The organism is Saccharopolyspora sp. ASAGF58 (genome assembly GCF_012277335.1).
Taxonomy (GTDB): Bacteria; Actinomycetota; Actinomycetes; order Mycobacteriales; family Pseudonocardiaceae; genus Saccharopolyspora; species Saccharopolyspora hattusasensis.
Genome location: NZ_CP040605.1, coordinates 1389131 through 1414344 on the forward strand (window position 1 = coordinate 1389131; position 25214 = coordinate 1414344).

The window sequence follows — 25214 nt, forward strand, 5'->3', positions numbered from 1 at the left end:
GCGCTCACTACTCGGCGGTGAGCTTCTTGTACGCCTGCTCCAGGTCGTCGAGACCACCGATGGACAGGAACGCCTGCTCCGGGTAGTGGTCGAAGTCGCCCTTGCAAAGCTTGTCGAACGCCTCGATGGTCTCCTTCAGCGGAACGAAGGAGCCCTCCTGGCCGGTGAACTGCTTGGCCACGAAGAAGTTCTGCGACAGGTAGCGCTCGATGCGACGCGCCCGCTGCACCGTCACCTTGTCCTCTTCGGACAGTTCGTCCATACCGAGGATGGCGATGATGTCCTGCAGTTCCTTGTACTTCTGCAGGATCCGCTTGACCTCCTGCGCCACCCGGTAGTGCTCCTCGCCGACGATCGCCGGGTCGAGGATCGTGGACGTGGACGAAAGCGGGTCCACCGCCGGGTAGATGCCCTTCTGCGAGATCGCACGGGAGAGCTCCGTGGTCGCGTCCAGGTGGGCGAAGGTGGTCGCCGGGGCCGGGTCGGTGTAGTCGTCCGCGGGCACGTAGATCGCCTGCATCGAGGTGATCGAACGACCCCGCGTCGAGGTGATGCGCTCCTGCAGCTCACCCATCTCGTCGGCCAGCGTCGGCTGGTAACCCACCGCGGACGGCATCCGGCCCAGCAGGGTCGAAACCTCCTGGCCGGCCTGGGTAAACCGGAAGATATTGTCGATGAACAGCAGCACGTCCTGGTTCTGCACGTCGCGGAAGTACTCCGCCATCGTCAGCGCGGACAGCGCCACCCGCATACGGGTGCCCGGCGGCTCGTCCATCTGCCCGAACACCAGCGCGGTGTCGGCGAGCACGCCCGACTCGTCCATCTCGACCCAGAGGTCGTTGCCCTCACGGGTACGCTCACCGACGCCGGCGAACACCGAGGTGCCACCGAAGTTCTTGGCGACCCGGCGGATCATCTCCTGGATCAGCACCGTCTTGCCGACACCGGCACCGCCGAACAGGCCGATCTTGCCGCCCTGCACGTACGGGGTGAGGAGGTCGATGACCTTGATGCCGGTCTCCAGCATCTCGGTCTTGCCCTCGAGCTGGTCGAAGCTCGGCGCCTTGCGGTGGATCGCCCACTTCTCGGCGTCCGAGGCGTAGCCCGGCTCGTCGAGACAGTGGCCCAGCGCGTTGAACACGTGGCCCTTGACGATGTCGCCGACCGGCACCGAGATGCCGGCACCGCTGTCGGTGACCACGACGCCGCGGACGAGACCCTGGGTGGGCTGCATCGAGATCGTACGCACGACGCTGTCACCCAGGTGCTGGGCGACCTCCAGCGTCAGCGTCTTCGCCATGCCCTCGGCGGTGATGTCCACCGTGAGGGCGTTGAACAGGTCTGGCACCTGGTCGCGCGGGAACTCGACGTCCACGACCGGGCCGAGCACCCGGACGACGCGGCCCGTGCCAGTGGTGGTGGCAGTAGCAGCAGTCATGTCACTCACTTCCTGCGGACGAGAGCGCCTCGACACCGCCGACGATCTCGCTGATTTCCTGGGTGATCTGGGCCTGGCGGGCCTGGTTGGCCTCACGGCTGAGGTTGCGGATCAGCTCGTCGGCGTTGTCCGTCGCCGACTTCATCGCCGTCCGGCGGGCCGCGTGCTCCGAGGCAGCCGAATCCAGCAGGCCCGCGAACAGGCGGGTCTTGATGTACTTCGGCAGCAGCGCGGCGAACAACGTCTCGGCGTCCGGTTCGAACTCGTACGTGGACTTGAGCGTCTTCACCGGCTCCTCGGCGTACTCCACCTCGAGCGGAGCGATCCTGCGGACCGCCGGCCGCTGGGTGAGCATCGAGACGAATTCGGTGTGCACCAGGTGCAGCTCGTCCACGCCAAGCTTACCGTCCGGCCCCCCCTCGTCGAGGTAGTCGTCGGCGCCCGCCAGGAACGCCTTGACCAGCGTCTCGCCGATCTCGGCCGCGTCGGCGTAGTCGGGGCGGTCGCTGAACCCGGTCCAGCTCGCCTCGATCTCACGCTGGCGGAACCGGTAGTACGTCTCGCCCTTGCGGCCGATGACGTACAGCACCGGGTCCTTGCCCTGCTCGCGCAGCAGCGCCTGCAGCTCCTCCGCCGCCTTGATCACGTTGGCGTTGTAGCCACCGCAGAAACCCCGGTCGCTGGTCACGACCAGCACGCCGGCGCGCTTCGGGTTCGAGCGCTCGGTCAGCAGCGGGTGGTCCAACGTGCTCACGTCGGCCAGCGCAGACAGGACGCTGGTGATCTCCTCGGCGTACGGCCGCGAAGCCTCGACCCTGGCCTGCGCCTTCATGATGCGCGAGGTAGCGATCAGCTCCTGCGCCTTGGTGATCTTCCGGGTCGATTTGATCGACCGGATCCGATTCCGGAGTTCCCGAAGTTGAGCCATGACTTACCCGGTCACTTCTTCGGCGCGGGGCGGTTGACCTTCACGGTCTCCTGCCCCACCTCGTCGGCCGCCAGCGCTTCGGCGTCCGGCTCGGCCGGGACGACCGACTCGCCGCCGGAGCCCGTGAACTGCTTCTTGAACTCTTCGACCGCCGACACGATGGCCTTCTCAGCGTCTTCGGAGAGCTTGCCGGTTTCGACGATGTCCTTGAGCGTCGTCTCGCTGGTACGCCGCACGTACCCCAGGAACTCGCTCTCGAACCGGCGCACGTCGGCGACCGGCACCGAGTCCAGGTGCCCCTTGATGGCGATGTAGAGGGAAACGGCCTCTTCCTCGACCGGGAGCGGCTCGCCCTGGCTCTGCTTGAGGACCTCCATCAGCCGGGCACCGCGGTCCAGCTGGGCCTTCGAAGCGGCGTCCAGGTCCGAGGCGAAGGCGGAGAACGCCTCCAGCTCGCGGTACTGGGCCAGGTCCAGACGCAGCGAGCCGGTGACCGACCGCATCGCCTTGATCTGCGCGGAACCACCGACGCGCGACACCGAGATACCGACGTCGATGGCCGGGCGCTGACCCGCGTTGAACAGGTCGGACTGCAGGAAGCACTGGCCGTCGGTGATGGAGATGACGTTCGTCGGGATGTAGGCCGACACGTCGTTCGCCTTGGTCTCGATGATCGGCAGACCCGTCATCGAGCCGGCGCCCATCTCGTCGGAGAGCTTCGCGCAGCGCTCCAGCAGGCGCGAGTGCAGGTAGAACACGTCGCCCGGGTAGGCCTCACGACCCGGCGGGCGGCGCAGCAGCAGCGAGATCGCGCGGTACGCCTCAGCCTGCTTGGTCAGGTCGTCGAAGATGATCAGGACGTGCTTGCCCTGGTACATCCAGTGCTGGCCGATGGCCGAACCCGCGTACGGGGCCAGCCACTTCAGACCCGGCGAGTCGGAGGCCGGCGCGGCGACGATGGTGGTGTACTCCATCGCACCGGCGTCCTCCAGGGACCGCTTCACGCCGGCGATCGTGGAGCCCTTCTGGCCGATCGCGACGTAGATGCAGCGGACCTGCTTGTCCGGGTCGCCGCTGGCCCAGTTGGACTTCTGGTTGATGATCGTGTCGACCGCGACCGTGGTCTTGCCGGTCTTGCGGTCGCCGATGATCAGCTGGCGCTGGCCGCGGCCGATCGGGGTCATCGAGTCGATGGCCTTGATGCCGGTCTGCAGCGGCTCGTGCACGCCCTTGCGCTGCACGACCGTCGCGGCCTGCAGCTCCAGGGGGCGCTGCGCCTCGGCGGCGATGTCGCCGAGGCCGTCGATCGGCTCGCCCAGCGGGTCCACCACGCGGCCGAGGAAGCCGTCGCCGACCGGGACCGAGAGGACCTTGCCGGTCCGCTTGACCTCCTGGCCCTCTTCGATCTTCTCGGACTCGCCCAGGATGACCGCACCGATCTCCTGAGCTTCCAGGTTCATCGCGACACCGTAGATGCCGCCCGGGAACTCCAGCAGTTCCTCGGTCATCACCGAAGGCAGACCCTCGACATGGGCGATGCCGTCACCGGTATCGGTGACGACCCCGACCTCCTCGCGGCTGACCTCCGGGGAGTAGCTGGAGACGTATTTCTCGATCGCACTGCGGATCTCGTCCGACGAGATCGTCAGCTCCGCCATGTCTCGTTCCTGCCCTCGGTTAGTTCTTGGAAGGGAGTTGGTGTTCGACGCCCCTTGCCGGTCGACCAGTCGGTCAGTCGGCGAGGTCACGTCGAAGGGACTGCAGGCGTCCCGTGATGCTGCCGTCGATGACCTCGTCGCCGACCCGGATCAGCAGCCCGCCCTCGACACCGGGGTCGACCTCGAGGTGCACGGCGATCGGCCGCGCGTAGATCCGCTGCAAGGCGCGCGACAGCCGCTGTTGCTGCTCATCGCTGAGCGGGATCGCGGACCGGACGTGCGCCACCGAGCGCTCGCGGCGCTTCGCCGACAGCTCGGCCAGCTCTTCCAGCCCTTCGCTGACCCGCCGGCCGCGCGGCCGGGCCACCAGCTGGCGGACCAGGCTCAGGGTCACCGGCTCGACCTTGCCCTCGATGAGCTGGTCGACGACCGCGTGCTTGCCCGCCTCGTCCCCCGTCGGGTCCGACAGCAACCGCTCCAGGTCAACCTGGGAGCCGATGATGCGGCCCAGCCGGAACAGCTCGTCCTCGACGGCGTCTAGCCGGCCGGCCCGCTCGGCCTGCACCAGCAGCGCGGTGCGGGCCAACCGCTCCAGCCCGTCGACCAGGTCCGTCGGACTGGACCAGCGGGCCCGGACGGCCTCGACGACCACCGGCAGCGCCCGCGCGCCGAGCTTGTCCGCCAACAGCCCGCGGGCCAGGTCCTCCCTGGACCGCGGGTCGGTGGAGGCGTCGGCGAGCGCCCGCCGCAGCGTGGACTCGCGGCCCAGCAGGGCGGCCACGCCGAACAGCTCGTCGGCGAGCCCGGTGATCTCCGCGGCCTGGGCCCCATCGGTGGCCTGCAGCAGCTGCAGCTCGGTGGCTGCCAGCGCCTCGCGGCTCGCGGCGTTCACGAGGGTGCTCAACTCTCAGCGCCTTTCACTCGGTTAGGCCTGACCAGACCGGGACGATGCGGCCGATCCGGACGACACCGGGGCCGAGGCGGCCTCCAGCTCGTCGAGGAACCGGTCGACGGTGCCCCGCCGACGGGCCTCGTCCTCCAGGGACTCGCCGACGACCCGGCTGGCCAGGTCGACCGCCTGGCGGCCGAGCTCCGACCGCAGCTCGGCGACGATCTGGGCCCGCTGGTGCGCCAGCTGGGTCTGGCCCTGGTTGATGATCCGCTCGGACTCGGTCTGCGCCTGGGCGCGCATCTCTTCCAGGATCTGCTGGCCTTCGGCGCGGGCGTCATCGCGGATCCGGGCCGCTTCCGCACGGGCCTCGGCCAGCTGCGACTTGTACTGCTCCAGCGTCCGCTGGGCCTCGGCCTGGGCGGCCTCGGCCTTGGCGATACCGCCCTCGATCCGCTCGCTGCGCTCCGCGTAGATCTTCTCGAAGCGCGGGATCGCGTACTTCCACAGCACGAACAGCAGCAGCAGGAAGGCGATCAGACCGACCACGATCTCCGCTGGTTCGGGGATGATCGGGTTGTGCTCGCCAGCCGCGGCCAGCAGCATCTGCGTCTTCACCACAACGTCTCCCAACGCGTTAAGCCGTTATCAGGCAGCGGAGGCGATGAAGTAGACGACCAGACCGATCAGCGCCAGCACCTCGACCAGAACGAACGAGATCCAGGCGATGCCCTGCAGCTGGCCCTGGGCCTCCGGCTGGCGGGCGGTGCCGTTGATGACGGCCGCCCAGATCAGGCCGACGCCGATACCGGGGCCGACAGCGCCCAGGCCGTAGCCGATCGCGGCCAGACCGGGGTTGATGCTGCCCGCGGCCTCAGCGGCCTGCGCAAGAACGATGTTGCTCACTTTCACTACCTTTCACTCGGTCCGCTTCTCGGCGCGGATCGGAGGTCTTGGTCTTTCTCGTCAGTGCTCGGAGGACAGCGCCGCGCCGATGAAGTTCGCGGTCAGCAGCGCGAAGATGTAGGCCTGCAGCACCTGGATCAAGGCTTCGACGAACGTCAAGGCAATGGAGAAGGCGAACGCGACGATCGAGATCGGCTTGAACGCCCCACTCGCCTCGATGAGCAGGAATTCCCCACCCAAGGTGAACACCAGGAGGATCAGGTGTCCGGCGAACATCGCGGCGAAGACCCGGACCGCCAGGGCCGCCGGCTGCGCGATGAACTTCTGCAGAAATTCGATCGGGGCAAGCAGGATGTAGATCGGCTTGGGCACCCCGGGTGGGAACATGACGTGCTTGAAGTAGCCCAGGAAACCGTGCCGGGCGAAGCCGACCCCGTGGAATACCAGGTACACCACGACGGCCAGCGCGATCGGGAAACCGATCCGCGACATCGTGGGGAACTGGATGACCGGGACAATGCCGAAGATGTTGTTCACCAGGATGAAGGTGAACAACGTGAAGATCAGCGGCACGAACGGACGGAAGTCCTTGGCGCCGATCTGCTCCCGCGCGATCTTGTTGCGGCTGAACTCGTAGACGAACTCCGCAACGAACTGCCCCTTGCCCGGGACCAGCTTCAGGTTCCGGGTGGCGATCACGAAGTAGGCGCCCACGATGATCGCCGACAGCACGACGAGGAGCATCGGCTTGGTGACTCCGCCGAAGATCGGCGGAAGGACAAAGCTATCGGCACCCGGCGGTTGGAATGTTCCGACCTCGGCCAGCATCAGCGCGCCCAACTGGGCTCCTTCCGGTTCTCCCGGTGAACTTCACTCTGCCGGGGGAATCGTCACGTTTTGCACTTAACGTACCTGATACGCGATCTGGCACGCGGAGGGGCCCTCCCCACCGCGTGGGATCGCAGGACCTCCGTGGAGTCCTCCGACCCGCGCTGCGCAGGGAAGGCTTCTGCCGCGGGACGATATCAGCGGGTAAGTAGCCACCCGACATGTGGTCGGGCACCACCCATCCGGCCAACGGCCGACCACGGGGAAACCCCGCCGAAACCGATCAGTTCCCCGGCACGATGGTGGGAATCTTGGTGCGCTTGAAAGCCACCACTTCGGCGCCCGCCCACACCATCACGGTGGCCAGCATGGTGAATGCCAGCGATTCCCGGTGGATCGCGTCGATGCCGCCCAGCAGCGTCATCACCACCAGCAGCACGATCATCTTGCCGATGTAGCCGCCAAGCGCGGCGACCATCACAAAGTGCGGGTTCATGCCACCGGTGAACCGCATCAGCCAGATCGTCAGCAGCGACGAGGCGAACGCCACGACGCCGCCGACCAGCGCACCGATCAGCCCGGGGACCCCGAACAGCACGGTCGCCACGGTCGCCCCGATGGCCACCGTCGCCACACCCGGCCACACGGCGGTGCGCAGCATGGCCGATGCGAGCTTCCGCACGATTTCCGCGTGCGGGTTCGCGGTCTCGGCCGCCTCGGGGGACTCAGCGGGGGTCGGCGCGTCGGTCGCTTCGCTCATCGGGACTCTCGATCGCTCGGGTGCGCATTCGCGGAATCACCGAGATGATAGCCGCCAGCAACACCCCGAGGCCTACGACCCATGCCACAACAACCGCGTTGAACAGCGTCAACGACACCGCGCCGAAGGCGATGACGGCCGCCCACAGGTAGATCAGCAGCACCGCGCGGCGCTGCGAATGCCCGATTTCCAGGAGCCGGTGGTGCAGGTGCATCTTGTCGGCGTGGAAGGGGCTCTTGCCTGCCCGGGTGCGGCGCACGACGGCCATGATGAGGTCCAGCAGCGGCACGAACAGCACCGCCGCGACCACCAGCAGCGGCGACAGCAGCGCGATGGTGTCGGTCGGGTTCATGTAGGCGTAGTTCATCCGGCCGGACGCCGACGTGCTGGCGGTGGCCAGCATCAGGCCGATCAGCATCGAACCCGAGTCGCCCATGAAGATCTTCGCGGGCTGGAAGTTGTACGGCAGGAAGCCCAGGCAGGCCCCGGCGATCGCGGCCGCGATCAGCGCAGGCGGGTAGGCGTTGACGTCGCCGCCCTGCCGGTCCAGCACGCCGAGGCAGAACACGAAGGTGGCGGTGGCCGAGACCAGGCCGATGCCGGAGGCCAGCCCGTCCAGCCCGTCCACGAAGTTCATCGCGTTGATCATCGCGACGACCAGCAACACGGTCAGCAGCTGGCCCTGGTTGCTGCCCAGCACCATCAGCTGACCCACGTGGCCCTCGTCCCCACCACCCCACGGGACCCAGAACATGAACCACTGCACACCGAAGAGCACCAGGATGCCGGCCGCGGTGACCTGCCCGGCCAGCTTCGTCAGGGAGTCCAGCTCGAAGCGGTCGTCCAGCGCTCCGACGAGGACGATCAGCCCCCCGGCGATGACCACGGCCAGGATGTCGTTGGAGTAGGAGAAGCCGCGCGACAGCGTCGGCAGGTTGGCGGCGAGGAACATCGCCACCAGCACCCCGCCGTACATCGCGACCCCGCCCATCCGCGGCATCGGCTTGACGTGCACGTCCCGCTTGCGGGGGTAGGCGACCGCGCCGACGCGGATCGCCAGCAACCGGACCAGCCCGGTCAGCAGGAAGGTCGCCGCCGCAGCGGTGAGCATGACGAGGAGGTACTCACGGGCGGGTAGCCCGGCCGGAGCCCACGGCGCATTGTCCATACCGGTGGCTCACCCGCGCTGCGCCGAGGCCCGCGGGAATTCGGTGTTCAGCCCCCAGAACGGATTGCTCAAGCCCGGCGCTCCTCATCGCTGTTCACGTTGTGGCTGGCGAGTGCTAACGCTATCGGCCCGCGCCCGGGGCGCTTTCACCGGTCCGCTTCGAGCTCTTCGCCGAGCACCTCGGACAGGTCGGCGAGACTCACCGCGCCCTCCCGCAGCACCCGCGGCTTGCCCTGGGTGAGATCGACGATGGTGGAGGCGACGGGTTCCCCGGACGGGCCACCGTCGAGGTAGACCTGCACGGAGTCGCCGAGCTGCTCACGCGCCTGGTCGGCGTTGCCGGCCGGCGGGTGGCCGGTGCGGTTGGCGCTGGAGACGGCCATCGGGCCGACCTCGCGCAGCAGGTCCAGGGCCACCGGGTGCAGCGGCATCCGCAGGTTCACCGTGCCCCGAGTGTTGCCGAGGTCCCAGGACAGCGACGGCGCCTGCGGCAGCACTAGCGACAGCCCGCCGGGCCAGAACGCCTCGATCAACGCGCGCGCCTGCTGCGGAACGGACATCACCAGCCCGTCCACAGTGGACCAGGAGCCGACCAGGACCGGCACCGGCATGTCCGGGCCGCGCCCCTTGGCGGCGAGCAGGGCGTGCACGGCGTTGGAGTCGAAGGCGTCCGCGCCGATGCCGTAGACGGTATCGGTGGGCAGCACTACCAGCCCGCCCGCGCGAACCGCGTTGGCCGCGGCGGCCAGGCCTTCCTCGCGGCTGTCCGGACTGGTGCAGTCATAGACGGTGCTCACACCCCGAATCCTGGCACGCCCGGGATCGGCCCCGTTCGAGTGGTGCGGCTCATCGCCGTCCGGCGGGCCTGCTGCGCGAGTTCGTCAACGACCGCAGCTGATCCCGGCCCGGCGGCTGGAGCATGGGAACCTTCCTGTCACTCCGGCCGGGTGCGGCGGGCGGTGGCGAAGCGGGGGCGACCGGCCAGGTCGGTGTGCTCCTGGACGTCTTCGAGGACGCGGCGGGCGCGCAGCAGAGCGGGCACCGAGCCGCCGTGGGTATCGTCGTGCTCGATGGCCACCCCACCGCCGGGACGCAGCAGCCGCGCCGCGCAGCCCACGACGTGCCGGACCACGTCGAGGCCGTCGCGGCCGCCGAACACCGCCTGGTGCGGGTCGTGGTCGCGGACCTCCGGCGGCACCGGGGTGCCCTCCGGCACGTACGGCGGGTTGCAGAGGACCAGGTCGGCCAGGCCCTCCAGCTCCATGAACAGCATCGGGTCGGTGACATCCCCCGCGTAGAGATGGATCGGGGTGTCACCGGCCTGCGCCTGCTGGTCGGCGTTGCGGCGCGCCCAGGCCAGCGCGGCGGGCTCCTTCTCCACCGCGTGCACGGTGGCGTCCGGGCGGGCGTTCGCCATCGCCAGCGCCAGCGCCCCGGACCCCGTACAGAGGTCCACCACGGTCGGCCGCTCCACGCCTTCCAGCGTCGCCAGGCCCCAAACGAGCAGCAGTTCCGTCTCGGGCCGGGGCACGAACACGCCGGGCCCGACTTCGAGCGCCACGGCGCCGAGCGACGCGGCACCGGTGAGGTGCTGCAGCGGCACCCGCGCGGCCCGGCGGCGCACCAGATCGTGCAGCGCCTGGACGACCGGCGGGTCCACCAGCGGCACCATCATCAACTTGGTGCGCTCGACCCCGAGCAGGTGCGCGGCAAGCAGTTCGGCATCGGTGCGCGGGCTCGCCACGCCCGCCGCGGCGAGGATGCGTTCCGCCTCGAGAATGGCCAGGCGTAGGGGCTGTCGCGTCACACGGTTAGCTTAAAGCGCGAGGCGTTCTTTCCGGTCGGCGGCGAGCAGGGCTGCCAGCACCGCATCGAGATCGCCGTCAAGGACCTGGTCCAGGTTGTAGGCCTTGTAGTTCACCCGGTGGTCGGAAATGCGGTTCTCCGGGAAGTTGTAGGTGCGGATGCGCTCCGAACGGTCCACTGTGCGCACCTGGCTGCGCCTTGCCTCCGAAGCCTCCCGCTCGGCTTCTTCCTCGGCGAGCGCCTGCAACCGGGCCTTGAGCACCTGGATGGCGCGCTGCTTGTTCTGCAGCTGCGACTTCTCGTTCTGGCAGGACACCACGATGCCGGTCGGCAGGTGGGTGACCCGCACCGCCGAGTCGGTGGTGTTCACGCTCTGCCCGCCCGGCCCGGACGACCGGTAGACGTCGATGCGCAGGTCCTTCTCGTCGACCTCGACCTCGACCTCCTCCGGTTCGGGGTAAACCAGCACCCCGGCGGCGGAGGTGTGCACCCTGCCCTGCGACTCGGTGACCGGCACCCGCTGCACGCGGTGCACGCCGCCCTCGAACTTCAGCCGCGACCAGACCCCGTCGGGGCTGGTGTCGCCGGCCTTGGCCTTGATGGCGACCGTGGCGTCCTTGTAGCCGCCGAGGTCGGATTCGGTCTTGTCCAGTACCTCGGCCCGCCAGCCCTGGCGCTCCGCGAACCGCAGGTACATGCGCAGCAGGTCGCCGGCGAACAGCGCGGACTCCTCGCCACCCTCGCCCGACTTGACCTCCAGCAGCACGTCGGAACCGTCGTGCGGGTCGCGGGGCAGCAGCAGTTCGGTGAGCTTCGCCTCCAGAACCGGGACCGACTCGGCGAGCAAGCCGGCCTCTTCGGCGAAGGCGGCGTCCTCGGCGGCGAACTCGCGGGCCGTATCCAGATCGGACTGGGCCTGGTCAAGCTCCCGCGCGGTGCGCACGATCGGGGCGAGCTCGGCGTAGCGCCGGCCGAGCTTGCGGGCGTTGGCCTGGTCGGCATGCACGCCGGGATCGGCCAGTCGCTGCTCCAGTTCCGCGTACTCGGTGAGCAGCACTTCGAGCTTCGATGTCTCCACTGGCGACCCTCTTCCGCTGGTTCCTCTTTAACAAGCGGCGTCAGCCGCTTGCGGTGGGGCAAGCAACTTGCGGTGGGGCAAGCAACTTGCACCGCCGCGGGTTCTCAGAAGTGCCTTGCGGGACTTCTTTTGCTGGCGGGCGTTCGGACACCAAACGTGGCGACGGCGCCCGTCCCGCGCTGCTCGCGTGGGACGGGCGCCGTCGGTGCAGCTACTTCTGTGCCTTCTGGCGCTTGCCGTAGCGGGCCTCGAAGCGGGCCACGCGGCCGCCGGTGTCCAGGATCTTCTGCTTGCCCGTGTAGAACGGGTGGCAGTTCGAGCACACCTCGACGGTGATCTGGCCGGTCTTGCGGGTGCTGCGGGTGGTGAAGCTGTTGCCACAACCGCAGTTCACCTGCGTGACCACGTACTCGGGGTGGATGCCACTCTTCAACGGCTCGTCCTCTCTACTTGGCCGCCGGGTCCACGCGGCCGCTGCCGCGCGGTGAACCGGTGCCGGATCAACCCTGCATTCTGCCAGACCAGGGCTCGTGACCTGCAACGCAGGGGGCCCATCCGGTATTCCGCCGGGCCTTTCGGCGCGTCCGCGCAACCGCCCAACGCACCAAACGAACCGCCTGCCGAGCGACCCCCGGTCGAGGGTGCGTCCGGGGTGGTACGCCGTCCATCCTCGACGCGTGCAGCTGTGTTCGGTCCTTGGAAGGCTCACCGTGAAGTCGTGGGTGTTCCTGCCCCTGCTCTTCGTATGCAGCGCGGCCGGGGTAGCCGCCCTGCTCGACGTGCTGCTCGTGCGCGACCCGAGCCTCGACCAGGACCTGAGCCTCTCCGCGCCGCTGCTGTTCGGGTTCGCCACCGGGCTGGCCCTGTTCACCGCGAGCCACGTCCGCTGGAACTTCCGTTGGCAGCGCCGCGGCCTGCGGTTCAGCTACCCGCTGCTGATGGTTGCCTGCGCCCTCGCCATGGACGGGCTGCGGCTGCCCGTCGTCGCCGCGCTCGCCGTCGGCCCGGTCGGCGCCGCGTTGCTGGCCGCCCTGCTGGTCCGCGCCTACCGCGACCGGGACACCCCGGAGTGCGCCCGAGCCTGACGCCGCGCGGGTGTGAGCATGGGAACCTTCCTGTCACCCACCCCCAGAAAAACGGCAGGGCCCGCACCGGGGTCGGTGCGGGCCCTGCCGTCGCGCGGAACGGGACAGCCGGTGGGAACCGGTCAGTCGTCGTCCTTGCCCGGGGTGGTCTTGGCGACCTGCATCAGGAACTCGATGTTGGTGCGCGTCTTGCGCAGCCGGTCCTGCAGGAGTTCCAGCGCCTGCTGCGCGTCGAGCGCGGCGAGCACCCGGCGCAGCTTGTGCGTGACGGCCAGCTCGTCGGGCGAGAGCAGGATCTCGTCCTTGCGGGTGCTGGAGGAGTCGACGTCCACCGCCGGGAACAGCCGCTTGTCCGCGAGCTTGCGGTCCAGCTTCAGCTCCGCGTTACCGGTGCCCTTGAACTCCTCGAAGATGACCGTGTCCATCGTGGAACCGGTCTCCACCAGCGCCGTGGCGAAGATGGTCAGCGAGCCGCCGTTCTCGATGTTGCGGGCCGCGCCGAGGAACCGCTTCGGCGGGTACAGCGCCGTGGAGTCCACACCACCGGACAGGATTCGCCCGGACGCCGGGGCCGCCAGGTTGTAGGCGCGGCCCAGTCGGGTGATCGAGTCCAGCAGGACGACCACGTCGTGGCCCATCTCGACGAGCCGCTTGGCCCGCTCGATGGACAGCTCGGCGACCGTGGTGTGGTCCGACGGCGGCCGGTCGAAGGTGGAGGCGATGACCTCACCCTTGACCGAGCGCTGCATGTCGGTGACCTCTTCCGGACGCTCGTCGGCGAGGACGACCATCAGGTGGCACTCGGGGTTGTTGGTGGTGATCGCGTTGGCGATCGCCTGCAGCACCATCGTCTTACCGGCCTTCGGCGGCGAGACGATCAGCGCGCGCTGCCCCTTGCCGACGGGCATCACCAGGTCGATGATCCGGCCGGTCAGGTTGTGCGGCTCGGTTTCGAGGCGCAGCCGCTCGTTCGGGTAGAGCGGGGTCAGCTTGTGGAACTCGGGGCGGTTCTTCGCCGCGTCCGGCTCCAGGCCGTTGATGGAGTCCACCCGAACCAGCGGGTTGAACTTCTGCCGCTGCTGCTCGCCCTCGCGGGGCTGCCGGATGACGCCCTTGATCGCATCGCCGCGGCGCAGCCCGTACTTGCGGACCAGCGACAACGACACGTAGACGTCGTTCGGGCCGGCCAGGTAGCCGGAGGTGCGCACGAAGGCGTAGTTCTCCAGCACGTCCAGGATGCCGGCCACCTGCAGCAGCACGTCGTCCTCGCGGACCTCGGGCTCGCCGCCCTCGCCGCGGCCGCGGTTGCGGCGGCGGTCGCGGTCACGGAACCGGCGACCACGACCCCGACGACCGCCCTCGTCGTCATCGTCGTCCTGCCGGTTGTCGCGGTCCCGGTCCTGCCGGTTGCCGCGGTCCTGGCGGTTGTCCCGCTCCTGGCGGTTGTCCCGCTCCAGGCGGTTGTCCCGCTCCAGGCGGTTGTCCCGGTCCTGGCGGTTGTCCCGGTCCGGGCGGTTGTCCCGCTCCAGGCGGTTGTCCCGGTCCGGGCGGTTGTCCCGCTCCTGGCGGTTGTCGCGGCCCTCCGGCTTGCGCTCGGTGCCGCGCTGCTCGTCGGCACCACCCGATTCGGCGGCCGCGCTGGCCCGGCCGGGCGAACGGCGGCGACGGTTACCGCGCCGGTTGTCGTCCTCACCTGCGGACTCGACGGCCTGCGGGCGCCGGGCACGGGTGCGGGCACCGTTGGTGCCGCTGCCGGACTCGGCCGGGGTCTCGCGCGGGGCGGCCTCGGTCTCGTCCAGCGCCGGCTGGTGGGCCCTGGCGGCCGGAATCTCCTCGGCGCGGGCCGTGCTCTTCTTGACGGAGCGGGTCCGCGGCGCGGTCGTGCCGCCCTGCTTCTCCTTGATCGCGGCGATCAGGTCGCCCTTGCGCAGACCACCAGTCTCGATCCCCAGTTCCCCCGCGAGTTGGCGCAGTTCGGCGAGAACCATGCCGGAGAGTCCGCCACGTCGCCGCGGGGTGCCGTTGGCCTCGGATTCCTGCTGGCCAGCCGAAGAGGCGTTCGTCGCCTCGCTGCTCAACAGTTCGGTGTTGCTCACGAATGTCCTTCCTGACCGGACCGCGCCTCCTACGCGACCCAGCGGATTGCCCGCCCGCTCTTGGAGTGCGGGCGGCCGGTGTGTGCTACCAGCCCTCTTGCCGGTTCGGGTCAGCTCCGCGCACGCGGCGCGACCGATTTCGGCGATGGCTCGGGAAACCAGCAGCACCGGGCGGTGGGAGGTACCCGGCTCGCGTGGTCCATGTGCGACGCATCCACTCCGATCCACACATGCCGATGCACGCCCTGCTGCCGCCTCATTCCAGGAATTCCCGACTCACCTTGCGCCCCGGTGGAGAACCGGGAAGCTACGGGGCGTCGAGCCGGCGTCATGGTCACCTCGGGGGCCACACCGTGGAACTTAAGGCCCCCACCCCGACATCGGCAACGGATGTGCACCGCCGATCGTCCCGAAGCGAACTCAATTGAGTTGACAACTCCTGCCTCGGTCACCGCGATCGCCCCGGACTCGCTAAGTTGATCTTCACCCGTACCGGGTGGAGTTCAATTCACAGCGGGAGATGCGCCCCGGAAAACGATGTCCCGGGCATGCACCGGCGCCCTGGGCGCGGTGACTGATTGACCTTGAGGGTAGACGCCCCGTAGTCCGGGTGCAACAACCCCCCTGGGCATGGCATGCCCGTCGCAGATCACGCCGTCGACAACTACCCAACGGGAGCCGCTGCCAGCGGCCGACGACACTTCCTTTGTACCACTCGGCCGCAAGACGCCGGGTTCCGGGGCCGTGAACTGGGCTTTTCGGCATGGTTCACGGCCCCGGGTCAGGCCTGCGGCTCGACCCGCACGCCGGCCGGATCGACCGGAAGGCGCAGCTCGTCGAAGCCGTTCGGCGCAATGCCGGACGCAATGCCGGCCGGAAGCGCCCCGCCGGGCGGGAACGCCAGTACGGTCGGGCCCGCTCCGGACACGGCGGCGGCGATGCCCGCCGCGCGCAGCCGGCGGACCAGCGCGATGGTTTCCGGCCAGGCCGGCTCGCGGTAGTTCTGGTGCAGCCGGTCGTCGGTGGCGGCCAGCAGCAAAGCCGGATCGCTGGTGATGGCGTGCACCGCCAGCGCCGCACGGCTGGCCGCGAACGCCGCGTCCGCGTGCGGAACCCGTTCGGGCAACAAACCGCGGGTGGTGTGCGTCAACGACTCCTCTTGGGGGACAAGGACGATCGGTGACACGTCCGGGTGCGGCCGCATCCGGACCGCGTGGAAGCGCCCGGATTCCTGCCAGGCGACGACGAATCCACCGAACAGGCTCGCCGCGGCGTTGTCCGCATGCCCTTCCCAGACCGCGGCCAGCTGCAACGCCCGGTCGGCGTTTTCCTTGTCGCGCAAATCGAATCCGGCGAGCCCGAAGGCGGCGGTGACCCCGGCGACGATGGCCGCCGCCGAGGAGCCCAGCCCGCGCGATTGCGGAATCGAGTTCTGGCAGTGCAACCGCAGCGCCGGTGCCGCGAAACCCAGTTCGGCCAACGCCTTGTGGATGACCCGCACCACCAGGTGACGCTCGTCGGTGGGCAGCTCGGCGGCGCCCTGCCCCTCGACCGACACGCACGCCGAACCCGCGGCTCCATCGACGACCCGCACGGAAACCGCGTCGTACAAGGACAACGCCATGCCCAGGGTGTCAAAACCGGAGCCGAGGTTCGCGGTGGAGCCGGGCACGGTCACCCGGACGGCCGATACCGGCAGTCCGGTCATGCCAGTTCCAGCGCGGTGGCGACCGCGCCGGGGTCCACCGGCAGCGGCTCGACCTCGACCATGCCGGACAGAGCGGTGTCCGGGTCCTTGAGGCCGTGGCCGGTGACCGTGCACACCACGACCGAACCGGCCGGGAGCCGGCCGTCCGCGGCGGTGGCCAGCAGGCCGGCGACGCTGGACGCCGAGGCGGGCTCGACGAAGACGCCTTCCCGCGCGGCCAGCGTCCGGTAGGCGGCGAGGATCTGCTCGTCGGTCACCGCCTCGAACAGCCCGCCGGACTCGTCTTTCGCGCGCACCGCACCGGCCCACGACGCCGGGCTGCCGACCCGGATCGCGGTCGCGATGGTCTCCGGCTGCGCGATGGCCTGGCCGTGCACCAGCGGCGCGGCACCGGCGGCCTGGAAGCCGAACATGCGGGGCGTGTGCTCGATCACGCCGTCGGCCGCGTACTCGGTGTAGCCCTTCCAATAGGCCGTGATGTTGCCGGCGTTGCCGACCGGCAGGCAGTGCACGTCGGGCGCCCGGCCGAGCACGTCGCAGATCTCGAACGAGGCGGTCTTCTGGCCCTCCAGCCGGACCGGGTTGACCGAGTTGACCAGGGTCACCGGGTGCTCGGCGGAGGTCTTGCGGGCCAACTCCAGGCAGTCGTCGAAGTTGCCCTCGACCTGCAGGATCTTCGCGCCGTGCACGACCGCCTGGGCGAGCTTGCCGAGCGCGATCTTGCCCTGCGGCACCAGCACCGCCGAGGTCAGCCCGGCGCGAGCGGCGTAGGCCGCGGCCGAGGCCGACGTGTTGCCGGTGGAGGCGCAGATGACGGCCTTGCTGCCCTCGGCGAGGGCGTGCGTGATGGCCACCGTCATGCCACGGTCCTTGAACGAACCGGTGGGGTTGGCGCCCTCCACCTTCAGGTAGACGGTGCAACCGGTGAGCTCGGAGAGGTGGTGGGCCGGCACCAGCGGGGTGTTGCCCTCCTGCAGGGTCACGATGCGCGCCCCGTCCGGGACCGGGACCCGGTCCCGGTACGCCTCGATCAGGCCAGGCCACCCAGCACCGGACTGCACCGGCACACCCTGGACGTTCGTCACGACGATTCACCTTCCACGCGCATCACGCTGACCACCTCGCGCACCACCGGTAGCTGCGCGATCTTGTCCACTGTGGACCTCAGTGCCGCATCGGGCGCGGTGTGGGTGACCACCACGAGGCTGGCCTCCGCTCCCCTGCCCTGCTGGCGCACCACCGAAATGCTCACATCGTGCTCGTTGAACGTGGCCGCGACCTGCGAGAGCACGCCCGGCTTGTCGGCCACGTCGAGGCTGATGTGGTAGCGGGTCGGGGTCTTGCCCATCGGGCGCATCGGCAACTGCGCGTGCGCCGACTCACGGGGCCCCTTGCCCGCCACGACCAGGTTACGGGCGACGGCGACGAGATCGCCGAGCACCGCGCTGGCGGTCGGCGCCCCCCCGGCGCCCTGCCCGTAGAACATCAGCTGACCGGCGGCCGCGGCCTCCACGAACACCGCGTTGAACGCGTCACCGACCCCGGCCAGCGGGTGGCTGCGCGGGATCATCGCCGGGTGCACGCGGGCCGACACCGACTCGGTGCCGTCCTCGTCGACCACCCGCTCGCAGATCGCCAGCAGCTTCACCGTGCGGTCCAGGGTGCGCGCAGCGGCGATGTCGCCGGGCGTCACCGCCGAGATGCCCTCGCGGTGGACGTCGCTGGCGGTGACCCGGGTGTGGAAGGCCAGCGAGGCCAGGATCGCGGCCTTAGCGGCGGCGTCGAAGCCGTCCACGTCCGCGGTCGGGTCCGCCTCGGCGTAGCCCAGCCGACCGGCCTCGTCCAGCGTCTCGGAGTAGCCGGCGCCGGTGGAGTCCATCGCCGACAGGATGTAGTTGGTGGTGCCGTTGACGATGCCCATGACCCGGTTGATCCGGTCCCCGGCCAGCGACTCGCGCAGCGGGCGCAGCAGCGGGATCGCGCCCGCCACGGCCGCCTCGAAGTAGATGTCGGCGCCCGAGGCGTCGGCCGCCGCGTAAAGCTCGGAGCCGTGCTCGGCCAGCAGCGCCTTGTTCGCGGTCACCACCGACTTGCCGGACTTCAGCGCGGTCAGCAGCAGGCTGCGGGCCGGTTCGATGCCGCCGATCAGCTCCACGATGACGTCGACATCGCCCTCCACCAGCGCTTGCGCGTCGGTGGTGAGCAGGTGCTCGGGCACGTCGGGGTGCTTGTGCGGGCGGCGCACGGCCACCCCGGTCACCAGCATCGGCGCGCCGGTGCGCGCGGCGAATTCCTCCGGTTGGTCCTGCAACAGGCGCAGCACCTCGGTACCGACGGTCCCGCACCCCAAGAGCGCGACCCTGATCGGTTCACGGTCGTGGATCACTCAACCTCCAGCCGGAGCAGGTCGTCCTCAGTCTCCCTGCGCAGCAGCAACCGCGCCTGACCATCGCGAACCGCCACCACGGGCGGTTTGGGCAGGCGGTTGTAGTTGCTGGCCATCACGTAGCAGTACGCGCCGGTGGCGGCCACCGCTAGCAGGTCTCCTGGAGCAATGTCCTCCGGCAGCCAGCTGTCGCGCACCACTACGTCACCGGATTCACAGTGTTTGCCCACGATGCGGGACAGCGCGGCGGGCGTCTCGGCGGCGCGGGACACCAGACGGCAGTCGTAGACGGCGTCGTAGAGCGAGGTGCGGATGTTGTCGCTCATGCCGCCGTCCACGCTCACGTACTTGCGTTCCACGTCGCTGCCGAGCGCCACGTCCTTGATGGTCCCGACCTCGTAGACGGTCACCATGCCCGGGCCGACGATGGCGCGGCCGGGCTCGACGGCGATCTTCGGCACCGGGATTCCGGCGTTCCCGGCTTCCTTTCCGACGATCTCGTGCAGCCGGACCGCCAGCTGCGCCGGCGGCAGCGGGTCGTCCCCGGCGGTGTAGGCGATGCCCAAACCGCCACCGAGATCCACGGTGGAAGCGGTGGCCAGCGCGTCGGCGCCGTGCTCCTCGCGCAGCTCCGCCAGCAGCCGGACCACCCGGTGCGCGGCCAGCTCGAAGCCGTCGACGTCGAAGATCTGCGAGCCGATGTGGCTGTGCAGGCCGGACAGCACCAGCGAGTCGGCCTTGAGCACGCGGTGCACCGCCTCGGCGGCCTGCCCGTTGGCCAGCGAGAAACCGAACTTCTGGTCCTCGTGCGCGGTCGCGATGAACTCGTGGGTGTGCGCCTCGACGCCGACGGTGATGCGCACCAGCACGTGCTGGCGGACGCCTCGCTCGGAGGCGATGTGGTCCAGCCTGGTGATCTCGTGGAACGAGTCCAGCACCACGGAACCGACCCCGGCCTCGACCGCGGCGGTCAGCTCGGCGACGGACTTGTTGTTGCCGTGGAAGGTGACCCGCTCGGGCGGGAACCCGGCGCGCAGCGCCACGGCGAGCTCGCCGCCGCTGCACACGTCCAGGCTCAAGCCCTCCTCGGCGACCCACTTGGCGACCTCGGTGCACAGGAACGCCTTCGAGGCGTAGTGCACGGCGGCCGGGTCGCCGAAGGCTTCGGCGTAGTCGCGGCAGCGCGACCGGAAGTCGTCCTCGTCGAGCACGAACAGCGGGGTGCCGAAGCGTTCGACGAGCTCCCGGACGTCGATCCCGGCGAACCGGGTGACGCCGTCGGCGCCGCGCTCGCAGTTGCGCGGCCACACGTGCGGGTGCAGCAGGTCGAGTTCTCCGGCGGTGCTCGGAACGGGCCCTGCGGTGTTGCCGGGCGGCACGACATCGGCATGCCGCGGCCCGGCGGGATGGGCGCGCATTTATAGCTCCTTCGCGCGGCCTGCTGCTGGACAGGCCGTTGTTACGTACATCGGCTCGCGTCAGCGCCCTACATCTTCTCGGGGGCGCTGACCCCGAGAAGGCCGAGGCCGTTGGCGAGGACCTGGCGGGTCGCCTCGCACAGCTGCAGCCGCGCGATGGTCAACGGGCTCGCCTGGTCGTCACCGGGCTGCAGCACGCGGCACGCGTCGTAGAACTTGTGGTACGCGGCGGCCACGTCCTCCAGGTAGCGGGCCACCCGGTGCGGTTCCCGCAGCTGGGCGGCCGAGCGCACCACGCGCGGGAATTCACCCAGGGTGCGGATCAGGTCGCCCTCACGTTCGTGGGTGAGCAGCGACAGGTCGGCGTTGTCCACCGAGCCTCGCCCGATGCCGAGCGAGGCGGCGTTGCGCTGCAGCGAGGCCAGCCTGGCATGCGCGTACTGCACGTAGAAGACCGGGTTCTCGTTGGTGCGCTTGCTGATCAGGTCCAGGTCGATGTCGACCGCGGAGTCCGCGGAGGACCGGATCAGCGAGTATCGGGCCGCGTCCACACCGACGGCGTCGACGAGGTCCTCCAGGGTCACGACGGTGCCCGCGCGCTTGCTCATCCGCACCGCCGCACCGTCGCGCACCAGGTTCACCATCTGCCCGATGAGGACCTCGACGACGGCGGGGTCGTCGCCCAGCGCCGCGGCGGCCGCCGTCAGCCGGGCGATGTAGCCGTGGTGGTCGGCACCCAGCATGTAGATGCACAGGTCGAAACCGCGGCGGCGCTTGTCCCGCAGGTAGGCGACGTCGCCGGCGATGTAGGCGGGCGCGCCGTCGCTCTTGATCAGCACCCGGTCCTTGTCGTCGCCGTACTCAGTGGAGCGCAGCCACCAGGCACCGTCGGAGAAGTACACGTGACCGGACTTCTTGAGCTCCTCGACGCACTCGGCGACCGCGCCGGAGGTGTGCAGCGAGTCCTCGTGGAAGAACACGTCGAAGTCGGTGCCGAACTCGTGCAGGCTCTGCTTGATCTCGTCGAACATCAGCCCGACGCCGACGCGGCGGAACGTCTCGTCGCGCTCCGCTTCGGGCAGCTCCATGGCGTTCGGCTCGGCCTTGAGCACGGCCGCGGCGATGTCGGCGATGTAGTCGCCGCCGTAGCCGTCCGCCGGGGCGGGCTCGCCCTTCGCGGCGGCGACCAGGGACCGGACGAACCGGTCGATCTGCGCGCCGGCGTCGTTGAAGTAGTACTCACGGGTCACCTCGGCGCCCTGCGCGGCCAGCACGCGGCCGAGCGCGTCGCCGACCGCCGCCCACCGGGTGCCGCCCAGGTGGATCGGGCCGGTCGGGTTGGCCGAGACGAACTCCAGGTTGACCTTCAGCGCGGTGTACAGGTCGCCGCGGCCGTACGCGGCGGAGCCGTTCAGCACCTCGCGCACGACCTGGCCCTGCGCGTCGGCGGCCAGCCGCAGGTTGAGGAAGCCCGGCCCGGCGACGTCCACAGAGTCGATGGCGTCCTGCCCGGTCAGCGCCTCGGCCAGCCAGCCGGCGAAATCCCGCGGCGAAACGCCGGCCTTCTTGGCGACCTGCATGGCCAGGTTGGTCGCGTAGTCGCCGTGCTCCGGGTTGCGGGGTCGCTCAACCGTCACCGCCTCCGGCAGGACCGTAATGTCCAGGTCTCTGGCGGTGAGGACCTCGACGGCGGTGTTGCGGACCAGTTCTGCGAGCGCGGCGGGAGTCACCCTATGCAGTCTAAGGATGCGTCCTCGCTGCTCAGCCAACGGGTTGGGCACGGCGAGACCGGGCACACCACGCCGCGTGATCACATCGTCACTCATATGTGAGAACGTGGTGGCGAGCATTGGACGCACGGCCACCCGAAGCGCCCGCAATCTCTACACTTACGGGCCGGATCCCCACGGTGGTTCTTGTCGAGACGAGGTTTGCGAACAGCATGGCGAACAGGAAGAACAAAGCGGTGCGCGGCGCCGTGGTGCACCAGCGGTCGATCCCCTGGATGCTGATCTCCGGCGTCACCGTCGTGGTGGTGTTCGCGGCCGTGATCTTCGGCTACGCGTACTCCCGGTGGTCCGGGCAGGAATCCGTCCGGCAGGCCCAGGCAGCGGCGGAGCAGGCGGCCGAGGCGTTCAAGCCGTCGCCGCAGAACCCGGACCCGTCCAAGACGATCCCCGGCGTTACCGTCGTGAACTACCCAGGCCAGATGCACATCACCGCCGCGCAGCGGGTGGCCTACGACCAAAGCCCGCCGTTCGGCGGCCCGCACGACGGCATCTGGGCCGACTGCACCGGCGTGGTCTACCCGGACGCGGTGCGCACCGAGAACATGGTCCACTCGCTGGAGCACGGCGCGGTGTGGATCGCCTACAACCCGGACAAGGTCGACGAGCCCGGCCTGGAACGGCTCAAGGCCCGCGTGGACGCCAAGCCCTACACGATGATGTCGCCGTACCCGGGTCTGGACAGCGCGATCTCGCTGCAGTCGTGGGGCCACCAGCTCAAGGTCGACCGCGCCGACGACCAGCGCATCGACCAGTTCATCACCGCGCTGCGGTTGAACAACAACGGCGTCTACCCGGAGATCGGCGGCTCCTGCCAGGCCTACCCGGGCGCGTTCGACACGAACAACCCGCCGAAGTTCGACGGGACCCCGCCCGGCCCCGACGCGGTCCCGATGGACGGCCGCGGCTCCTCCCAGGCTTCCGGCGAGATGGGTCAGTGAGCGGTGTCGGTTGAGGCGCGGCGGCCGCTCGGGGCCCGCATCTTCGTGGCCGTCGCGGCCGCGGTCGCCCTGCTGCTGCTCGGGGCGGCGCTCGGTCTGCTGATCCGGGTGCCGTCCTTCGACAGCGCCGAACCGAAGCCGACAGCGGTCGACGTCGGGTTCGCGCAGGACATGTCGGTGCACCACCAGCAGGCGGTGACCATGGCGACGCTCGCGCGGGAGCGCGCCGCCGACGTCGATGTGCGGCAGCTGGCGTTCGACATCGAAACCAACCAGCGCGATCAGATCGGCCGGATGCAGGGCTGGCTCAGCCTGTGGGGTCAACCCGCGCAGGCCGTCGGCCCGCTGATGACGTGGATGACGGCGGACGGTGGCCACGACCACACCGCCCCCGCGGCGGCCGGGGCGTCCTCGGGAGGGCCGATGCCCGGCATGGCCACCAGCGCGGAGATGTCCCGGCTGCAGTCGCTGCGCGGCCCGGAGTTCGACGTCTACTTCCTGCAGCTGATGCTGCGCCACCACGAAGGCGGCGCCCCGATGGCCGACTACGGCGCGACGCACGCGGCGCTGCCGGCGGTACGTGAGCTGGCGAAGAACATGCTCGGCTCGCAGCGCAGCGAGAGCGACCTGATGCGCTCCATGCTCTCCGAACGAGGCGCCCACCCGCTGCGCTGACGCGAGCATGGGAACCTTCCTGTCACCGCCGGGCGGCGATCACCAGGTCAGGGCTTGGCAGCGCTTGGCGCATTCCGCGGGTTCGACCTGCAGGGTCGCGTGGTCAATCTGGTAGCGCTCGGCCAGTAGGCGCTGCGCCGCGATCAGCACGCCGCCGTGGTCGGCGTCGGCCCCGGTGGTGAGGTGGGCCGAGGCGACCTCCATCCCCGAGGTGAGGGTCCACACGTGCAGGTCGTGCACCTCGGTGACCGATGGCAGCGCGGCGAGATCGGCCCGTAGCTCCGGCACGTCCACACCCTCGGGCGCTTGCTGGACGAGTATCCGCAGCGCCTGCCGGGCGAGCTTCCAGGTTCGCGGCAGCACGAACAGTCCGACGGCGACGGCGACGATCGGGTCGGCCAGGTACCAGCCGAACGCCCAGGTCACGGCGCCACCGATCAGCACGCCGACGGAACCGATGGTGTCCGCGAGCACTTCGAGGTAGGCGCCGCGCACGTTCAGGCTCTCGTTGGCGCCCTGCCGCAGCAGCGCGAACACCACCAGGTTGGCGATAAGGCCGGCGGCGGCGGTCAGCATCATCGGCAGGCCGGCGACCTCCGGCGGCTCCTGGAACCGGGCGATGGACTTGAAGAGGATGTAGCCGGCGACGCCGAACAGCAGCACGGCGTTGGCGAGCGCGGCCAGCACTTCCATGCGGTAGAGGCCGAAGGTCCGCTTGTCCCCGACCGGTCGCCGCGCCGCGGTGATCGCGGCCAGCGCCATGCCGACCCCGAGCACGTCGGTGAGCATGTGCCCGGCGTCGGAGAGCAGCGCCAGCGATGAGGTGAGGAAGCCGACCGCCGCTTCAAGGACGAAGAACGCGAGCAGGATCGCGAACGACGCGACCAACCGCCGCAGGTAACGACCGGATGCGCTGACCGCATCGGCGGCCGAGCCGTGCCCGTGCCCCTGACCCATCGACCGTCCTCCTCACGCCGCCTCTCAGATACATAGTGAAGTATGCATGAATGCACGCGTCAAGGCTCGACCCCACCCGCCGGAACGCAGCAAGGGAACCTTCCTGCCATCGGTGACCGGAAGGTTCCCTTGCTCCAACTCCTCCGCGAAGGTGCGGTGAAATGCAAGAAGGGGCAATCCGACCCCCTTCGAAGGGAATCTGCCGGGTGCGCTAAGCTAACGATCGTCCGCAGCGACAAGCCCTCGTAGCTCAGCGGATAGAGCACTGCCCTCCGGAGGCAGGTGTCACAGGTTCGAGTCCTGTCGAGGGCGCATAGCAGTGCCAGCGAGACCCGCCCCTGAGTCGGCAGAATGCCCTCAGGGGCGGATCTGCTTTTCGGCTGGCCTGCTCGCCTGGAAGTCGTTGATCCACATCCCCGACGACGAGGTGCCCGCCGTCTTCGAGCACTTCCACCGCGCATTGCGCCCGGGCGGACCGCTCCAGCTCATGTTTCATGCTGGCGACGAGTCGCGGCTGAAGACGGAGGGCTATGCTGGCCACCCGATGAGGGCCCACGTCCACCGCCGCCGGCCGGACCAGGTGGCAACCTGGCTGCGGGAAGCCGGGTTCATGGTCGAGGCCCAAATACTGCTCGTCCCGGATGAGAATCGTCCGCAAGCGGTCCTTTTCGCACGCCGCCTCCCCTGATTTCCGCACATGTC

Annotated in this window: 24 protein-coding genes and 1 tRNA gene; 5 read left to right on the plus strand and 20 right to left on the minus strand. The window is 69.6% G+C overall.

Annotated elements, in window-relative coordinates:
* Positions 1-7: 7 nt before the first annotated feature.
* The 13 genes from atpD to rpmE all read right to left on the minus strand — a co-directional run bounded on the left by atpD (position 8) and on the right by rpmE (position 11892).
* A complete protein-coding gene (gene atpD / locus FDZ84_RS06325) occupies positions 8-1438 on the minus strand; it encodes a F0F1 ATP synthase subunit beta (protein WP_168585124.1) in 1431 nt (476 codons plus the stop codon).
* Between the two features lies 1 nt (position 1439).
* Positions 1440-2366 carry a F0F1 ATP synthase subunit gamma gene (locus FDZ84_RS06330; RefSeq protein WP_168585125.1) on the minus strand — a complete coding sequence of 309 codons (927 nt, stop codon included), beginning with the start codon at positions 2364-2366 and terminating at the stop codon, positions 1440-1442.
* Positions 2367-2377: 11 nt separating this feature from the next.
* On the minus strand, positions 2378-4024 hold the full coding sequence (gene atpA, locus FDZ84_RS06335; protein WP_168585126.1) for a F0F1 ATP synthase subunit alpha: 1647 nt from the start codon (positions 4022-4024) through the stop codon (positions 2378-2380).
* Between the two features lie 73 nt (positions 4025-4097).
* A complete protein-coding gene (locus tag FDZ84_RS06340) occupies positions 4098-4928 on the minus strand; it encodes a F0F1 ATP synthase subunit delta (RefSeq protein WP_168585127.1) in 831 nt (276 codons plus the stop codon).
* Positions 4929-4949: 21 nt separating this feature from the next.
* The gene (locus FDZ84_RS06345) at positions 4950-5531 is read right to left on the minus strand and encodes a F0F1 ATP synthase subunit B (protein WP_210435655.1); all 582 of its coding nucleotides are present in this window, start codon (positions 5529-5531) and stop codon (positions 4950-4952) included.
* Between the two features lie 30 nt (positions 5532-5561).
* Positions 5562-5819: an ATP F0F1 synthase subunit C gene (locus FDZ84_RS06350; protein ID WP_029534827.1), complete on the minus strand. Its 258-nt coding sequence runs from the start codon at positions 5817-5819 to the stop codon at positions 5562-5564.
* A 60-nt stretch (positions 5820-5879) separates the two neighbouring features.
* Complete coding sequence (gene atpB, locus FDZ84_RS06355) at positions 5880-6659, minus strand: F0F1 ATP synthase subunit A (RefSeq protein WP_168585129.1); 780 nt, start codon at positions 6657-6659, stop codon at positions 5880-5882.
* A 271-nt stretch (positions 6660-6930) separates the two neighbouring features.
* On the minus strand, positions 6931-7407 hold the full coding sequence (locus tag FDZ84_RS06360) for a hypothetical protein (protein WP_168585130.1): 477 nt from the start codon (positions 7405-7407) through the stop codon (positions 6931-6933).
* Positions 7373-8575 carry a glycosyltransferase family 4 protein gene (locus FDZ84_RS06365; protein ID WP_168585131.1) on the minus strand — a complete coding sequence of 401 codons (1203 nt, stop codon included), beginning with the start codon at positions 8573-8575 and terminating at the stop codon, positions 7373-7375. The genes FDZ84_RS06360 and FDZ84_RS06365 overlap by 35 nt, the downstream gene beginning before the upstream one ends.
* Before the next feature lie 146 nt (positions 8576-8721).
* Positions 8722-9372, minus strand: coding sequence for an L-threonylcarbamoyladenylate synthase (locus FDZ84_RS06370; protein WP_168585132.1), 651 nt, complete (start codon positions 9370-9372; stop codon positions 8722-8724).
* Positions 9373-9509: 137 nt separating this feature from the next.
* Positions 9510-10382, minus strand: coding sequence for a peptide chain release factor N(5)-glutamine methyltransferase (gene prmC, locus FDZ84_RS06375; protein WP_168585133.1), 873 nt, complete (start codon positions 10380-10382; stop codon positions 9510-9512).
* Positions 10383-10391: 9 nt separating this feature from the next.
* On the minus strand, positions 10392-11459 hold the full coding sequence (gene prfA, locus FDZ84_RS06380) for a peptide chain release factor 1 (RefSeq protein WP_168585134.1): 1068 nt from the start codon (positions 11457-11459) through the stop codon (positions 10392-10394).
* 211 nt (positions 11460-11670) lie between these two features.
* On the minus strand, positions 11671-11892 hold the full coding sequence (gene rpmE / locus FDZ84_RS06385; protein WP_010305211.1) for a 50S ribosomal protein L31: 222 nt from the start codon (positions 11890-11892) through the stop codon (positions 11671-11673).
* Between the two features lie 277 nt (positions 11893-12169).
* Between rpmE and FDZ84_RS06390 the strand changes: the two genes are divergently transcribed.
* Positions 12170-12544, plus strand: coding sequence for a hypothetical protein (locus FDZ84_RS06390; protein ID WP_168585135.1), 375 nt, complete (start codon positions 12170-12172; stop codon positions 12542-12544).
* 122 nt (positions 12545-12666) lie between these two features.
* Here the strand turns inward: FDZ84_RS06390 and rho are convergent, their stop codons facing one another.
* The 6 genes from rho to argS all read right to left on the minus strand — a co-directional run bounded on the left by rho (position 12667) and on the right by argS (position 21882).
* Entirely contained in the window at positions 12667-14640 is a 1974-nt protein-coding gene (gene rho, locus FDZ84_RS06395) for a transcription termination factor Rho (protein ID WP_210435451.1), read from the minus strand.
* A 781-nt stretch (positions 14641-15421) separates the two neighbouring features.
* On the minus strand, positions 15422-16348 hold the full coding sequence (gene thrB / locus FDZ84_RS06400; protein WP_168585136.1) for a homoserine kinase: 927 nt from the start codon (positions 16346-16348) through the stop codon (positions 15422-15424).
* Positions 16345-17409, minus strand: coding sequence for a threonine synthase (thrC, locus tag FDZ84_RS06405; RefSeq protein ID WP_168589850.1), 1065 nt, complete (start codon positions 17407-17409; stop codon positions 16345-16347). Before thrC ends, thrB begins: the two co-directional genes overlap by 4 nt.
* A 20-nt stretch (positions 17410-17429) precedes the next feature.
* Positions 17430-18734, minus strand: a complete 1305-nt coding sequence (locus FDZ84_RS06410; RefSeq protein ID WP_168585137.1) for a homoserine dehydrogenase — start codon at positions 18732-18734, stop codon at positions 17430-17432.
* Positions 18731-20152 (minus strand): diaminopimelate decarboxylase, encoded by a 1422-nt coding sequence (gene lysA / locus FDZ84_RS06415; protein WP_168585138.1) that lies wholly within the window; start codon positions 20150-20152, stop codon positions 18731-18733. The genes FDZ84_RS06410 and lysA overlap by 4 nt, the downstream gene beginning before the upstream one ends.
* Positions 20153-20220: 68 nt before the next feature.
* Positions 20221-21882 carry an arginine--tRNA ligase gene (argS, locus tag FDZ84_RS06420; protein ID WP_168589851.1) on the minus strand — a complete coding sequence of 554 codons (1662 nt, stop codon included), beginning with the start codon at positions 21880-21882 and terminating at the stop codon, positions 20221-20223.
* 212 nt (positions 21883-22094) lie between these two features.
* On the opposite strand from argS, the gene FDZ84_RS06425 reads away from it, so the two are divergent.
* Entirely contained in the window at positions 22095-22880 is a 786-nt protein-coding gene (locus FDZ84_RS06425) for a DUF3105 domain-containing protein (protein ID WP_168585139.1), read from the plus strand.
* A gap of 3 nt (positions 22881-22883) precedes the next feature.
* Positions 22884-23555, plus strand: a complete 672-nt coding sequence (locus tag FDZ84_RS06430) for a DUF305 domain-containing protein (RefSeq protein WP_168585140.1) — start codon at positions 22884-22886, stop codon at positions 23553-23555.
* 39 nt (positions 23556-23594) lie between these two features.
* On the opposite strand, the gene FDZ84_RS06435 is transcribed toward FDZ84_RS06430, so the two are convergent.
* The gene (locus FDZ84_RS06435; protein ID WP_168585141.1) at positions 23595-24512 is read right to left on the minus strand and encodes a cation diffusion facilitator family transporter; all 918 of its coding nucleotides are present in this window, start codon (positions 24510-24512) and stop codon (positions 23595-23597) included.
* 239 nt (positions 24513-24751) lie between these two features.
* Between FDZ84_RS06435 and FDZ84_RS06440 the strand changes: the two genes are divergently transcribed.
* Together FDZ84_RS06440 and FDZ84_RS06445 are read left to right on the plus strand one after the other, a co-directional pair.
* Positions 24752-24824, plus strand: a tRNA-Arg gene (locus FDZ84_RS06440).
* Positions 24825-24831: 7 nt separating this feature from the next.
* Positions 24832-25200, plus strand: a complete 369-nt coding sequence (locus FDZ84_RS06445; protein ID WP_371812798.1) for a methyltransferase domain-containing protein — start codon at positions 24832-24834, stop codon at positions 25198-25200.
* Positions 25201-25214: the final 14 nt, after the last annotated feature.